Origin of the sequence: Arthrobacter sp. C2, from assembly GCA_024207135.1 — a bacterium.
Lineage (GTDB): Bacteria > Actinomycetota > Actinomycetes > Actinomycetales > Micrococcaceae > Paeniglutamicibacter.
In genome coordinates this window covers 2,788,414-2,802,602 of sequence record CP042428.1, presented here as the reverse complement: position 1 = coordinate 2,802,602, position 14,189 = coordinate 2,788,414, and the positions used below count along the sequence as shown (strand labels likewise).

Annotated in this window: 11 protein-coding genes; 8 read left to right on the top strand and 3 right to left on the bottom strand. The window is 66.5% G+C overall.

Features of this window, described 5'->3' with window-relative positions:
* Nucleotides 1-18 precede the first annotated feature (18 nt).
* Both FPY90_RS13030 and FPY90_RS13025 read right to left on the bottom strand, forming a co-directional pair.
* On the bottom strand, nt 19-1,395 hold the full coding sequence (locus tag FPY90_RS13030; RefSeq protein WP_498685586.1) for a ferredoxin reductase: 1,377 nt from the start codon (nt 1,393-1,395) through the stop codon (nt 19-21).
* Nucleotides 1,396-1,532: 137 nt separating this feature from the next.
* Nucleotides 1,533-2,837, bottom strand: coding sequence for an aromatic ring-hydroxylating oxygenase subunit alpha (locus tag FPY90_RS13025; RefSeq protein ID WP_498681477.1), 1,305 nt, complete (start codon nt 2,835-2,837; stop codon nt 1,533-1,535).
* A gap of 160 nt (nt 2,838-2,997) precedes the next feature.
* Between FPY90_RS13025 and FPY90_RS13020 the strand changes: the two genes are divergently transcribed.
* The 7 genes from FPY90_RS13020 (at nt 2,998) to FPY90_RS12990 (ending at nt 12,189) form a co-directional block, all read left to right on the top strand.
* Complete coding sequence (locus FPY90_RS13020; RefSeq protein ID WP_071216835.1) at nt 2,998-3,930, top strand: LysR family transcriptional regulator; 933 nt, start codon at nt 2,998-3,000, stop codon at nt 3,928-3,930.
* A 673-nt stretch (nt 3,931-4,603) separates the two neighbouring features.
* Nucleotides 4,604-6,487, top strand: coding sequence for a BCCT family transporter (locus tag FPY90_RS13015; RefSeq protein WP_498681475.1), 1,884 nt, complete (start codon nt 4,604-4,606; stop codon nt 6,485-6,487).
* A 470-nt stretch (nt 6,488-6,957) separates the two neighbouring features.
* A complete protein-coding gene (locus tag FPY90_RS13010; RefSeq protein ID WP_071216804.1) occupies nt 6,958-8,169 on the top strand; it encodes a thiolase family protein in 1,212 nt (403 codons plus the stop codon).
* 62 nt (nt 8,170-8,231) lie between these two features.
* Nucleotides 8,232-8,903 (top strand): 3-oxoacid CoA-transferase subunit A, encoded by a 672-nt coding sequence (locus FPY90_RS13005; protein ID WP_071216805.1) that lies wholly within the window; start codon nt 8,232-8,234, stop codon nt 8,901-8,903.
* The gene (locus tag FPY90_RS13000; RefSeq protein WP_071216806.1) at nt 8,903-9,574 is read left to right on the top strand and encodes a 3-oxoacid CoA-transferase subunit B; all 672 of its coding nucleotides are present in this window, start codon (nt 8,903-8,905) and stop codon (nt 9,572-9,574) included. The genes FPY90_RS13005 and FPY90_RS13000 overlap by 1 nt, the downstream gene beginning before the upstream one ends.
* A gap of 119 nt (nt 9,575-9,693) precedes the next feature.
* Nucleotides 9,694-10,491, top strand: coding sequence for an IclR family transcriptional regulator domain-containing protein (locus tag FPY90_RS12995; protein WP_498681473.1), 798 nt, complete (start codon nt 9,694-9,696; stop codon nt 10,489-10,491).
* A gap of 300 nt (nt 10,492-10,791) precedes the next feature.
* Nucleotides 10,792-12,189 (top strand): MFS transporter, encoded by a 1,398-nt coding sequence (locus FPY90_RS12990; protein ID WP_498681471.1) that lies wholly within the window; start codon nt 10,792-10,794, stop codon nt 12,187-12,189.
* Between the two features lie 67 nt (nt 12,190-12,256).
* Here FPY90_RS12990 and FPY90_RS12985 read toward each other — a convergent pair whose 3' ends face one another.
* Nucleotides 12,257-13,135, bottom strand: coding sequence for a LysR family transcriptional regulator (locus tag FPY90_RS12985; RefSeq protein ID WP_498681470.1), 879 nt, complete (start codon nt 13,133-13,135; stop codon nt 12,257-12,259).
* A 132-nt stretch (nt 13,136-13,267) separates the two neighbouring features.
* Between FPY90_RS12985 and mmsB the strand changes: the two genes are divergently transcribed.
* Entirely contained in the window at nt 13,268-14,188 is a 921-nt protein-coding gene (mmsB, locus tag FPY90_RS12980; RefSeq protein WP_498681469.1) for a 3-hydroxyisobutyrate dehydrogenase, read from the top strand.
* Nucleotide 14,189: the final 1 nt, after the last annotated feature.

The window sequence follows — 14,189 nt, the reverse complement described above, 5'->3', positions numbered from 1 at the left end:
CCGATCAACTGTCAGTGGCTAGGCGTCGATCACCATGTCGGTCAACGCCGTGGAGCAGCAGGGCAGGAACTTGCCGGCCTCGATCTCCCGTGACCGGATCCCGCCCTGGTGGTTCATCTCGATGTCCCCCGAAAGCTTCACGACCTTGCACGAACCGCACATGCCTTCCTGGCAATTCGCCCCGATCCTGACGCCTGCCTGCTTGGCCACGCCAAGGATCTTCTCCTCGGGATTGATCAGGACGTTGAGGCCCGTGCGAACAAAGGACAGGGTGAGGGTTCCCGTGCCGACGGTGTCGAATGCCGAAACGTCCGGGGCGGAGGGCTCCGCTGTTACTTCGGGTTCCGCTTCGGCCGCCGGGACCTCGGAATCGACCGGGCCTGGTTCGGCAAGGTCGGGATCCGCCGCCTCGAGCAGCAGCCCCGTGGCCTCCAGCGGACCCTCGTCGTCGTAGGCCGGTTCGTACATGCCCAAGGCGGAAGGCTGGCTTTCGTAGTACTCCTCCGCGGAATCGGCGATTTCCTCGGCGATTTCCTCCGCAATCTCCTCGGCCAACGCGACCTCTGCCTGGTATTCCAGGGTCGTCTCGCGGTCTCCTGAGAAGAACTCCATGTGGATGGAGGTGTCGTCGACCCCGACCGCGGCGAGCAGTTCGGACACGTTGTTCAGGTAGCCCTCGGGGCCACAGGCGTAGACCTGGCGTCCGTTGGCGTCCGGCGCCACCTCGTCCAGCATCGCGGTGGACAGCCGGCCGGTGAGGCCGGCCCAGTCCGCGGGCGCGCTGCGGTCGCCCAGGGAGAAATGGACGGTGACGCGCGAATCCACGGTGGCGATGTAGCCCAATTCCTGGTGGAATGCGAAGCCTCCGGGCTCGGCCCCGTGGTAGAGCACCACCACGTCGGCCTGTCCGGGCAGTGAGTGGATGGTCCGCAGCATGGACATGATGGGGGTGATGCCGGCTCCCGCGGCCAGCAGGAGGTAGCGTGCCCGCCGGTCGACGTCGGGCAAGTGGAATGCGCCGACGGGTCCGAGCATTTCAAGCACCGTGCCGGGTCCGATGTTCTCGTGCACCCACGGCGAGACCCGGCCCTTGGGATCGCGCTTCACCGTGATGTCGAAGGTCCAGGGTTTCGTGGGCGAGCTGGACAGGGAGTAGCTGCGGTCCATCGGGTCCCCGCCCTCGCCGTTCACGGGAAAGGCGATGTTCACGTATTGGCCCGGACGGAACGCCAGGGGCGCGCCGTCAAGGCGGCGGAACACGAAGGTCAGCATTCCGCCGACCTCCGGAACGATCTCGACGCATTCGGCCAGGAACTCCTGCGGATGCCAGGGGCCCAGGGCGCGCGCGGCACTGGCCGGTCCCTCGGTGCTGCCCAGCACCCGGTTCCACGGCATTTCCAGGCCGCGGATGCGCTGTGGCTCCTGGTGGGGCGCGGTAATGGTCGTGGTTGTGGACTCGGTCGTGATCTCGGTGGTTGTCGTGGGCTCGCTCATGGTCTCGGTCGCAGTCGTGGGCTCGGTCATGGTCATGGTCACGACAGGTGCTCCTGCACCCGCTGGACGTACCAATTGATGAAGGCCTCGACCTGGTATTCGCTCTTCATGTACGGGCCGGGCTCGTAGGCGGGGCTGTTTGCGCCCTTCTGGCACAGTTCGACGAACGCCTTGTCCTGCAGGTTGGTCTGCTTCCAGGTGTGGGTGAGCTTCTCCAGGTCGTAGTCGTCGCCTTCGACGGCGTCGTCGGCCACCAGCCAGGTGGTGCGCACCAGGGTCTGGTGCTCGGTGACGGGGAATACCGCGAATGTGACGACGTGGTCGCCGAGGAAGTGGAACCAGCTGTTGGGCTGCAGGTGCATCGAGCAGCGGCCCAGGCGGAAGTCGCGCAGGTCCCCGAGCAGCTTCTTGGAGAGCCGGTGGCCGTCGGGCGAGAACGACTCGCCGTCGCCGTCGAGGGATTCGCGGGAGATCCGGATTCCCGCCACGCGGGTGTCGAGCTCCTCGACGACCTTGTAGGGAATGCCGTAGCGCTCGCAGCGCTTTTCGAGCGCGGCCTGGGCCTCGGTGTTGCGGTCCCACACCTCCTCGAGGTGCGGCGGGATGAGGCCCTCCGTCAGGCCCCAGGTGGGGAAGAGGGAGCAGGCGAGTTCCGGGTGGCCGTCGCAGTGGTAGCACTCCCGGTTGTTCTCCATCACGAGCTTCCAGTTGGCCTCTTCGATGATGTTCTGCTGGTAGGCCACCCTCGTCTTGGCCAGGTCGTGCGGCGCCAGGTAGGGCTCGAAGATCTTGGCCGTTTCGTCGAAATCGGCCGGCGGCTCGTCCGCCATGCAGACAAAGATGAGTCCGGCGTATTCGCGGCCGTGGGCGCGTTTGAGGCCGAAGCAGCTCTTGTCGAACTTGGTTTCCCCGGGAGCTGAGGCATGGATCAGGTCGCCGCTGGGGGAGTAGGTCCAGGAGTGGTAGCCGCAGACCATGTTGCCGGTGCTCCCGGCCGATTCGGTCAGGACCCGGGCCCCGCGGTGGCGGCAGACGTTGTGCATGACATTCACGCCGCCCTCGTCGTTGCGCAGGACGATCAAGGAGTAGGGGCCGTAGTCGACGGTGACGTAGTCCCCCGGCTCGGGGAGCTCGGCAACACTTGCGGCGAAGATCCAGTGTTGGCCGAAAATGGCCTGCATATCGAGCTTGAAAATCGCCGGATCGGTGTAGAACGGCGCGTCGAGGGAGTAGCCTTCCCGCCGCTGGTCGAAGAGTTCGGTGATTTCCGCCAGCTGCTCAGCTGGCAATGGCGAAGCGAGCTTGCCGCGTGAATTGATCGGCACGGTCACTGAAGCAGACATCTGTTTACTCCTCGAAGAGCTGGGTAGGCGTGGGGTACGCGGGAACTTACGAGCTTTTTGGTGCGCCAGTGCTGTTGAAAGCGTTGTAGTCACGACATTAGGACGCGAGCATCTGCAAGAAAAGCGCAAGATTTCGTCGGGAATGGTGCAGGATGGGTGCATGATCGATTCACGGCTCACCACGCTCCGGGTGTTTGCCCGATGCGGCACCGTCGCTGCCACCGCGGAGCTCACCGGATACTCGCCTTCCGCCGTTTCCGCGCAGCTGCGGGAACTGCAGCGCGTGCTCGGACTGCAGCTGCTGACAAAGGACGGACGGGGCCTGCGCTTGACCGCGACCGGACGATTTCTGGTGACGGGCTCGGATCCGATGATCGCCGAATGGGAGCGCCTGCGGGCCGCGGCGATGGAGGCCGGAGGCCAGATGCAGGCCCATTTTGGGCTGGGGGGCTTTTCCAGCGCGGCCGCCCAACTTCTGGCGCCGCTTGCCGCCACGCTCCGCTCGGTGCACCCCCTGGTCGAAGTCCAGGTGCTTGAGGCCAATCCGGCACGATGCTTCGACCTGCTGGTCGCCGAGCGCATAGACCTGGCCGTCATCGTGGCCATGCAGTCCGACATGCACGCCGACGAAGACCAGCGCTTCGAACAGACCACCCTGCTGAATGACCCCCTCGACGTGATCCTCCCGTCCGACCACCGGCTGGCCACTCGGGAAACGGTGACCCTCGAAGAGCTCGCAACGGACCCGTGGATCACCGAAGCCCCCGGATCCGCCTATCACGCCCTGTTTACGGCGGCGTTCACCGCTGTCGGGGTGACTCCGCGAATCGCCCACGAGGCTGTCGAGTGGGAAACCCAGATTGCCTTCGTAGGTGCCGGGTTGGGGGTCGGCCTGTTGCCGCGGCTGGCCACCCTGGGAAGCGCGGAGAACGTGACCCGACTGCCCATTTCGGGCAGGGGAAAACCCTCGCGCAGGATCGTTGCTGCCGTGCGCAAGGGCAGCATCGGCTCGCCGCTGATCAAGGATTCCCTGGCGATCCTGCAGGACCGGGCGAAGCGAATCCTCACCGAGCGCCTCGAGGACGAGCTGTAACGCCGCGTGTACATCGACCCGCCGTTCGGCGGCACAGGTAGGCACTTCCCATAACTTCGCCTGCATCGCGAGCGCTTGCTACCCAGGCCGCCGCGCCAGGCCTGGAAACCGCGGGCCGATCACTGGTTCGAGAGGTCGCCATGCCCGTCTCCACCGTTTCCCGAAGGCGGCGCGAATACACAGCCTTCGAACCACCTGCCCCGAATGCCCGGAGGCCCCGTCGCGTCAGGTGGGCGCGTGCCGGGGTTTTTGGGACGCTTGACTTTCCCTTGTGAGGTGCGCCACGATTGTTGCTCGTAGCGCTTGCTGTTGATCCATGTGAACCACTGTCCACCCGTTCCCCACAGAACCACAGTATGGAAAGGACCGGGTCTGCGATGCGCTAGGCCGGCCCTGACCGAATAAGTCTTGCCGGCCAACCGCTGGGTCGAATGACGACTGCGCATCTCGGATTCCACCCTGCGCACCTTCGGGGTAAGCCCTTCCACGGCCTATCCGCCAGCGCGCTCCGAGGCTGCCGCCATGATCCGCGGCGCCAGCAGGTCCGAAGGGCCCACGCAACCGCCACCACTTCAGTTGGGTGTCGGTCCCGTGGCATAACCGAGCAGGGCGGCGGGCACGCCGTCCGTGGTCCAACCACGCCCACAGCATCCCCCAGGCAAAGGAATATTCCATGGCTTTGAACACCCAAGAAGTCCTCTCCGATGAGCCGGAAGGGAGCCCGCTTGAGAGTCCGGTCGAGAGCCCGGGGGTGGAGTCCCTGCCCCCGGACGATTCCGCGATCCTGCAGGAGCTGAAGGACAGCGAATCGGAGCGAACGGCCACTCGGAGCATTACCCGCATTCCCGCGGGGCTGGACAAAGTGACCTTCGGCGTTGCCGGTGTCTTCGCCGTGGCCTTCGTGGTCTGGGGCCTGGTCAACTCCGCCTCGCTCTCGTCTGCCTCCACCGCGGCGCTGTCCTGGGTCACCGAGAACACCGGATGGTTCTTTGTCTCGCTGGCCTCCTTCTTTGTGATCTTCGTGCTCTGGCTGGCACTGGGACGCTTCGGAAACATCCCGCTGGGGCGCGACGGGGAAAAGCCCGAATTCCGCACCGTCTCCTGGATCTCGATGATGTTCAGCGCCGGAATGGGGATCGGCCTGGTCTTCTATGGCGTGGCCGAGCCGCTCTACCACTATGTTTCTCCGCCCCCGGGAACGGTTGACGGGAGCACTCCCGAGGCCATCCAAACGGCCATGGCCACCTCCATCTTCCACTGGAGCCTCCACCCTTGGGCCATGTTCGCAGTGGTGGGCATCGCGATGGCATATTCGACCTTCCGGTTGGGGCGCCGCCAGCTCATCTCCTCGGCTTTCACCTCCTTGTTTGGTCCGCGCGTCGACGGGCCCGTCGGCAAGATCGTGAACATCCTGGCCATCTTCGCCACGCTCTTCGGCACCGCCGCCTCCCTGGGTCTCGGTGCCATGCAGATTGCCAGCGGCATCGAATTCAACGGCTGGGTCGGCCATGTGGCCTCCCCGGTGCTGGTCGTGGTGATCGCGGTGCTGACCATCTGCTTCGTGCTCTCCGCGGTCTCGGGGATCTCCCGGGGCATCCAGTGGCTCTCCAACATCAACATGGTCCTGGCCCTGCTGCTGGCCGTGATCGTCTTCGTGCTGGGCCCCACCTTGTTGATCCTCAATCTGGTGCCCTCGGCCATCGGCGACTTCGTACGCGACCTGCCCTCGATGGCCTCGCGCACCGAGGCTGCCGGCGACGAAGCGGTGCGCGAGTGGATGTCGAGCTGGACCATCTTCTACTGGGCCTGGTGGGTGTCCTGGGCCCCGTTCGTGGGCATGTTCATCGCCCGGATCAGCCGCGGGCGCACCATCCGCCAGTTCGTCACCGGCGTGCTGCTGGTTCCGTCCCTGGTCTCCGTCATCTGGTTCTCGATCTTCGGCGGGGCCGCCTTCAACGTCCAGCTCAAGGCGGAAGCCTCCAACGGGGCCACCGGTTCGATGGTCAAAATGGTCAACGGGGAACCGTCCATCGACTTCGAGGGCGCGATGTTCGACTTGATCCAGCACCTGGGCACCTCCCCGGGCATCACCCTGGCCATTGCCATCCTGGCCATGGTGCTGGTGGGCATCTTCTTCGTGACCGGGGCCGACTCCGCCTCGATCGTGATGGGCTCGCTGAGCACCAACGGGCACATGCACCCCTCCAAGCGCGTGGTCGTCTTTTGGGGAGTGCTCACCGGGGCGGTGGCGGCGACCATGCTGCTGGCCGGGGGGAACAACCCCGGGCAGGCGCTGAACGGGCTGAAGAACATCACCATCGTCTCCGCGCTGCCCTTCGCGGTCGTCATGTTCATCCTGTGCATTGCCTTGGTCAAGGACCTGCGCCGCGACCCGCTGGCGCTGCGCAAGAAGCTGGCCGACTCGGTGGTCGAGAGGGCCATCCGCACCGCCGTGGACGAACACGGCGGGGTGCCCTTCGAGCTGGTGACCAAGCACGACTGCACCGACGCCTGTGAATCCGAGGACCGCTGTCCGGCCAAGTGCGCCGACGACTGAGGACCCGCAGCGGTCCGCGTGCCACGGGCCCGCGGCCCGCTGCCGCGCTAGGGTCGTTTCTCGGGCCCATGCCCCGGGACGTTCCTGCTGCCCCGAGCCATCCAGCACATGGCTTGGGGCAGACCCGTTTAAGCGGGGCATGTCAAGCGGCAGACCGATTCCATCAGTGCCGGGCTGCGCGGCCCATCACGCCGGTCCTGACGGTTCCAACCGGATGGAGTCCTACGCCGCGCTGGCCGGACCGTCGTTCATTCGGCGACCGGGTCCTTCCGGGCGCGTCGCTTCCCGCGTTCACCTTTGCTCCAAGGCCCGGAGCCGGAGGCCCGACGGGTTGGAACGTCGATTCCCCGGCCGGGCACCAATCCCGCGGCAGACCCCTTGTCCGGCCTGCGGCAAACTGATAAAGTTCATTTAGTGAACAAGCGTTCGCGATGCGAACATTTCAGATCAGGAAGCCAGGACCCCACACCATGAAGCAGGCGTACCTCTACGACGCGATCCGCACCCCCTTCGGCAAGATCGGCGGAAGCCTTTCCTCCCACCGCCCCGACGACCTGGCCGCGCACGTGGTCCGCGAACTCGTCGCCCGCGCACCGCAGCTGGATCCGGCCTCCATCGACGAATCGATCTTCGGCAACGCCAACGGTGCCGGCGAGGAAAACCGCAACGTGGCCCGCATGGCCACCCTGCTGGCCGGCCTGCCCACCTCGCTGCCCGGCACCACGATGAACCGCCTCTGCGGTTCCTCTCTGGATGCGGCCATCGCCGCCTCCCGCCAGGTCAACACGGACGACGCGGACCTCGTCCTGGTCGGCGGCGTCGAATCCATGAGCCGCGCCCCGTGGGTGCTGCCCAAGACCGAGCGCCCCTTCCCGATGGCCAACCTCGAACTGGCCAACACCACCCTGGGTTGGCGCCTGGTCAACCCGGCCATGCCCAAGGAATGGACCGTGTCCCTGGGCGAGGCCACCGAGCAGCTGCGCGAAAAGTACGAGGTCACCCGCGAAGACCAGGACGAGTTCGCCGCACTCTCGCACAAGCTCGCGGCCGAGGCCTGGGCCAATGGCAAGTACAACAACCTCGTGGTCGCGGTTCCCCCGGCCAACAAGCGCGGCACCGAGGTGACCATGGATGAAACCATCCGTCCCGGCACCACCGCCGAGACCCTCGCCGGGCTGCGCACCGTCTTCCGCGACGCCGCCACCGGAACCGTCACCGCCGGCAACGCCTCGCCGATGAACGACGGCGCCTCGGCGGCCTTCATCGGCTCCGAGCGCGGTGGCGAGCTGCTGGGAACCGCGCCGCTGGCCCGCATCGCCGGCCGCGCCTCCTCCGCCCTGGACCCGCAGTACTTCGGCTTCGCCCCGGTCGAGGCCGCCAACAAGGCGCTGGCCAAGGCCGGCATCTCCTGGTCGGACGTCGCCGCGGTCGAGCTCAACGAGGCCTTCGCCGCCCAGTCGCTGGCCTGCGTCCGCGCCTGGGGCATCGACGCTTCAATCGTCAACGCCTGGGGCGGCGCACTGTCCATCGGCCACCCGCTGGGCGCTTCCGGCCTGCGCATCCTGGGCACCCTGGCCCGCCGCCTGCAGGAGAACAACCAGCGCTGGGGCGTGGCGGCGATCTGCATCGGCGTCGGCCAGGGCCTGGCGGTCGTGCTGGAAAACCCGAACGCCACCGCCTAATCACCCTCGGGGGATTTTGTTCCCCCGGTCGTTTCGAAACCAGACTTAAGGAGAAACCCACGATGGCACCACGCATCGCCGCCACCGCTGCAGAAGCAGTGGCAAACATCCACGACGGGGCAACCGTCATGATCGGCGGCTTCGGCAACGCCGGCCAGCCGATGGAACTGATTGACGCGCTCATGGACTGCGGCGCCACCAACCTCACGGTCGTGAACAACAACGCCGGCCAGGCCGATGCCGGCCTGGCGCTGTTGATCAAGGAACGCCGCGTCGCGAAGGTCATCTGCTCCTTCCCGCGCCAATCCGACTCATGGCACTTCGACGAGGCCTACCGCGCCGGCGAGCTCGAGCTCGAGCTGGTCCCGCAGGGCAACCTGGCCGAGCGCATCCGTGCGGCCGGTGCCGGCATCGGCGGGTTCTTCACCCCCACCGGCTACGGAACCATGCTGGCCGAGGGCAAGGAGACCCGCGTGATCGACGGAAAGGGCTACGTGCTCGAGACCCCGATCAACGCCGACTTTGCACTGATCAAGGCGCTGCGCGCCGACGAACTGGGCAACCTCGTCTACCGCAAGACCGCACGGAACTTCGGTCCCATCATGGCCACCGCAGCCAAGCAGTCCATCGTGCAGGTTTCCGAGATCGTCTCCACCGGCTCGCTGGACCCGGAAAACGTCATCACCCCCGGTATCTTCGTCGATACCCTGGTCACCATCGGAGGCAACAACTAATGAGCACCGAAACCACCACCTTCACCACCACCGACGCCGCGTTGACCCGCGACGAGATGGCCAAGATCGTCGCCGCCGACATCCCGGCCGGCGCCTTCGTGAACCTGGGCATCGGCCAGCCGACCAACGTCTCCAACTTCCTCACCGCCGAACAGGGCGTCACCCTGCACACCGAGAACGGCATGCTGGGCATGGGCCCGGTCGCCACCGGCGATGACATCGACGAGGACCTGATCAACGCCGGCAAGATCCCGGTTACAGAACTGCCCGGAGCCAGCTACTTCCACCATGCGGACTCGTTCGCGATGATGCGCGGCGGACACCTGGACGTTTGTGTCCTGGGTGCCTTCCAGGTCTCCGGCGGCGGCGACCTGGCCAACTGGCACACCGGCGCCCCGGGCGCGATCCCGGCCGTGGGCGGGGCCATGGACCTGGCCATCGGCGCCAAGGCCACCTGGGTCATGATGGGCCTGTTCACCAAGACCGGCGAATCCAAGCTGGTCGAGGCCCTGACCTACCCGGTCACCGGGCTGGGCTGCGTCTCGCGCATCTACACCGAGTCGGCCATCTTCGAGCTGGCCGACGGCACCGTCACCGTGCGCTCCACGCACGGCATCACCTTCGAGGAGCTCGCCGAGCGCCTGCCGGTGGAATTGGTGAAGGCCGCCTAGGCAGTACATTGGTGGGTGCGGCTTGCGGGTTTTCCCGTCGGCCGCACCCCCGTCGCCCGCGCACATGCACGCGCGGGCACAGCTATTTATAGGCATAACCCCCGTAGGAGCAAGATCAGATGAGCCAGGAAACCGGCACCCCGTCCGCGGGCGGTTCGACCTCGGTCCAGTCCCTGGCCCGCGGCCTGGACGTCATCTGCGCCTTCGACGCCGAGCACCCCTCGATGACCCTGAGCGAGGTCGCCAAGCGCGTGTACCTCTCCCGGGCCACGGCCCGCCGCTTCCTGCTGACCCTGCAGGAACTGGGCTACGTGCGTTCGGACGGCAAGTTCTTCGAACTGACCTCCAAGGTCCTGCAGCTGGGCTACTCCTACCTCTCCAGTGCCACCCTGCCCCAGCTCATGGAACCTGTGCTCGAGGAACTTTCCTCGAAGGTCCACGAGTCGGCCTCAGCCTCGGTGCTCGAGGGCGCCCAGATCCTTTACATCGCCCGGGTGCACACCCGCTCGATCATGCGCGTGGGGATCTCGGTGGGCACCAGGTTCCCGGCGACCAACACCTCGATGGGCCGGGTGCTGCTGGCCTACCAGGCGCCCGGGGTGCTGGAACAACTGCTGGAAGGCGGCATGCCGAGCCCGACCGGGCACGGCATCGGCACCGCCGCAGAGCTGCGGGCCGAACTGGAACGGGTTCGGGCCCAGGGCTACGCGATCGTCGACCAGGAACTGGAGATCGGGCTGCGCTCGGTCGCCGTCCCGGTGTTCAGCCCCGACGGCAGCATCGCCGCGGCCATGAACGTGTCCATGAGCGTGGGCCCGGCGTCGCACACCGGCGCGCAGGAAGCCGCCGATGCGGTGCTTCCGGCGCTGCAGCAGGCCGCAGCGCAGGTCCAGGACGCGCTGGCCGCCAGCCGCTAGGAGGAACCGCCGGGGTTCCGGGCGAACTTCGCCGAGTCCATCCAGCCGCCCGGTGGCATTGTGCCGCGAATATTCCTGTGACTTGGGTCGGTTCGTCGGCGGCAACAAGGGCCGGAAGCATGCCGCCGGCTTGGCAACCTTCCTCGGAGGCGTGCGTTGCCGCACGAGCCATGTGCACAAACGGCTGCCCGAGATGCCAATGGAAGCCCTTCACGATTTCTGTGATCCGGGTCATACTCATGGGGTGATCGGCAGGCGGCAATTGCCCCAGGTGCCATCCATGGACCCCGGAGGTTGAAAGTGGCTTCATCCAACTCCAGCAGCACCAGCATTCAGGAACGCAAGGGACTCAAGCGCGTCGTTGTCGCCTCGATGGCCGGTACGGTCGTCGAATGGTACGAGTTCTTCTTGTATGCGACCGCGGCAACGCTGGTCTTCAACAAGATCTTCTTCCCCGAAGCGGCGAACGAGCTGGACAACATCATCAAGGCGTTCCTGACCTACGCCGTCGGCTTCATTGCCCGGCCCATCGGTGGCATCGTCTTTGGGCACTTCGGCGACAAGTACGGCCGCAAGCACCTGCTGCAGGTCGCCATAGTCCTGGTGGGTGTCACCACTTTCCTCATGGGCTGCCTGCCGACCTTCGATTCCATCGGCTATGCGGCACCGGTGCTACTGGTTATCCTGCGCTTCTTCCAAGGGTTCGCGGTCGGCGGCGAATGGGGTGGAGCTGTCCTCCTCGTTGCCGAACACGCGCCCGACAAGGAACGCGGGTTCTGGGCATCCTGGCCGCAGGCAGCGGTGCCGGCAGGCAACCTGCTCGCCACCATTGTGCTGTTGGTGCTTTCCTCGACGCTGTCCGAGGAGGCCTTCCTGGCCTGGGGCTGGCGCATCGGCTTCTGGCTCTCGGTGGTCATCGTCGCGGTGGGCTACTACGTGCGCACCCGGATTTCCGACGCCCCGATCTTCCAGGAGGCCAAGGCCGAGCTGGAGCAGAACGCGGAGGCCGGATACGGCGTCGCCGAGGTCTTCCGCCGCTACCCGCGCGGCGTGTTCACCGCCATGGGCCTGCGGCTGGGCGAGAACATCCTCTACTACATGGTGGTGACGTTCTCGATCACCTACCTGAAGACCCAGCTGAAGATGGACACCTCGACCATCCTGATGCTGATGCTGGTGGCACACGCGATCCACTTTGCCGTGGTCCCGGTGATCGGCCGCTACACGGACAAGCTGGGCCGCCGGCCGGTGTACGCGCTGGGCGCCTCGCTGATGCTGGTCTGGGGATTCGTGGCCTTCCCGCTGTTCAACACGCAGAACGACTTCGTGATCCTGCTGGTGGTCGTGGCCGGCCTGCTGGTCCACGGCCTGATGTACGCCGGGCAGCCGGCCATCATGGCCGAGATGTTCCCGACCCGCATGCGCTATTCCGGGGTCTCCCTGGGCTACCAGGTCACCTCGATCGTGGCCGGCTCGATGGCGCCGATCATCGCCACCTTCCTGCTGAGCATCTACGGGTCGTGGGTGCCGGTGGCCATCTACATCGGCATCGCGGCCATCATCACCCTGGCCGTCGTGTACTCGATGCGTGAAACCAATGGCATTTCCCTGCACGACATCGACGAGGCCGACCGGGCCCGGACGATCGTCATCAACACCGAGGCAACGGAGGCCGCCGCACGCGACAGCGTGAAGTAGCCGCGTGGCAACCATGCCCGGGGGAGCGGCGGTCGCCGGCCCCCCGGGCATGTGCGTGCCCGGTGTCCTACGCTGCGGCCTCCGCCATTGCGGCAACGGCCGCCTGAACCGCGGGGTTGCGAATTGCCTCCTCGCGTCCCACCACCCAGTAGGTGGCGGCGTGCGCGTAGTCGCCGGGCAGCAGGCGTACCAGGTCGTCCTCGAGGTCGGCCAGGAAATCCGGCAGGATCCCGATCCCGGCCGCGGCCTTGGTCGCCGCGATGTGCGAGAACACGCTGGTGGAGGTGATGCCCCGGGGCATCGGCGGCAGCGACTCGGTCGCGCTGTCCAGCTCGTCGATGGTCAGCGCCGACTCCACGTAGTAGTTCAGCCGGTGCGTCACGAGCTCGGCAATGGCATGCGGTTCCCCGTGCAGTGCAAGGTACTCGCGGGAGGCGTAGAGCCCCAGGTGGTAGGTGAGCAGCTCGGTGGCCACCGCCTTGTGCACATGGGGCTTGCCCACGACCACTTCCAGGTCGACACCCGAACGGGTCTGCCGGGCGCGCTGGGTGGCGCTCATGAGTTCGACGGCCAGCCGCGGGTGCCGGCGCTGCAGTGCAGCCATGGCCGGGGTCGCAAAATGCGCGGCGAAGGCGTCGGGCACGCCGATGCGGACGGTCCCGGCGAGCTCACCGCTGGTCCGCGTCTCGGTGAGTCCCGCGACCGCCCGTTCGATCTCCTCGGCCGCGCCCAGGGCCCGCCGGCCCAGGTCCGTGACCTCCCAGCCGGAAGGCGTGCGCGTGAGCACCCGGCCTCCCATGGCCTTCTCCAGAGCTGCAATGCGGCGCGAGACGGTCGAGTGGTTGACTCCCAGCACGTCGGCGGCCGCGGTGTAGCGCCCGAGCCGCGCCACCGAGAGAAAGGTGATTAGGGATTCCAGGTGGTGGTGGTCGATGCTGCGTTCCATGCACTCATTGTGCGTTGATGCACATGAATGGTGCAAACGTGGGTCCGTGATGTGCGTTGAACGCGAGGATATTCGCACCTAGTGTGGTGCCTATCACGGCCCGAGCGGGCAGGGAACGGCACAGGAGGAATCATGGCAGTTTACGGCTGGATCGGACTCGGGAACATGGGCGGTCCGATGACCGCGAATCTCGTGGCGGCCGGGCACCAGGTCAAGGGCTACGACCTGAACCCGGACGCCTGCATCGCGGCGAAGGAGCGCGGCGTCGAGATCGCCGGCAGTATCGCCGAGGCGGTGCAGGGATCCGACGCGGTCTTCACCATGCTGCCCAAGGGCGAACACGTCCGCGCCGTGTACGAGGGCGAGAACGGGATCTGGGCCCACGCCAGCGCCGACACCCTGCTGCTGGACAGCTCGACGGTCGACATCGAAACCTCGCGCTTCTGCCACGAGGGCTCCAGTGCCCGCGGCCTGAAGTTCGTCGACGCCCCGGTCTCCGGCGGGATCTCCGGAGCCGCCGCGGCAACCCTCGCCTTCATGGTCGGGGGACTGGCCGAGCACACCGCCGAGGCCGTCGGGCACATCGAGCCCATGGCAGGAAAGACCATCGTCGCAGGCGCAGCGACGGCGGGCATCGCCGCGAAGATCTGCAACAACATGATGCTCTTCATCGACCTGATGGCCTCGGCCGAGGGTTCCCAGCTGGCCGAAAAGCTCGGGCTGGATCCGAAGGTCTTCTGGGAGATCGCCTCGGTCTCCTCCGGACGCTCGTGGGCGCAGCAGACCTGGTACCCGGTGCCGGGGGTCATCGACAGTGCGGCGGCCAACAACAACTTCGACGCCACCTTCAGGGTGGATCTGGCCCGCAAGGACGTGGGCCTGGCCCTGGACGCCGGGGAGATGACCGGGGTCAAGCTCCCCGCCGCGACCCTCGCGCGCGAGCACTTTGATGCGCTGATTGCCGAGGGGCTCGGGGAGAAGGACTGCTCGCTGATCGTCAAGAACGTTTCGCCCGACGGCACCGTTGCCGGCTACACCCAGGAGAAGAACTAAC

Coding starts and splice junctions, on each gene's coding strand:
- mmsB (WP_498681469.1), top strand. CDS start 13,268: ATGGCAGTTTACGGCTGGATCGGACTCGGGAACATGGGCGGTCCGATG.
- FPY90_RS13010 (WP_071216804.1), top strand. CDS start 6,958: ATGAAGCAGGCGTACCTCTACGACGCGATCCGCACCCCCTTCGGCAAG.
- FPY90_RS12985 (WP_498681470.1), bottom strand. CDS start 13,135: ATGGAACGCAGCATCGACCACCACCACCTGGAATCCCTAATCACCTTT.
- FPY90_RS13015 (WP_498681475.1), top strand. CDS start 4,604: ATGGCTTTGAACACCCAAGAAGTCCTCTCCGATGAGCCGGAAGGGAGC.
- FPY90_RS13000 (WP_071216806.1), top strand. CDS start 8,903: ATGAGCACCGAAACCACCACCTTCACCACCACCGACGCCGCGTTGACC.
- FPY90_RS13025 (WP_498681477.1), bottom strand. CDS start 2,837: ATGTCTGCTTCAGTGACCGTGCCGATCAATTCACGCGGCAAGCTCGCT.
- FPY90_RS12995 (WP_498681473.1), top strand. CDS start 9,694: ATGAGCCAGGAAACCGGCACCCCGTCCGCGGGCGGTTCGACCTCGGTC.
- FPY90_RS13030 (WP_498685586.1), bottom strand. CDS start 1,395: ATGCCGTGGAACCGGGTGCTGGGCAGCACCGAGGGACCGGCCAGTGCC.
- FPY90_RS13005 (WP_071216805.1), top strand. CDS start 8,232: ATGGCACCACGCATCGCCGCCACCGCTGCAGAAGCAGTGGCAAACATC.
- FPY90_RS13020 (WP_071216835.1), top strand. CDS start 2,998: ATGATCGATTCACGGCTCACCACGCTCCGGGTGTTTGCCCGATGCGGC.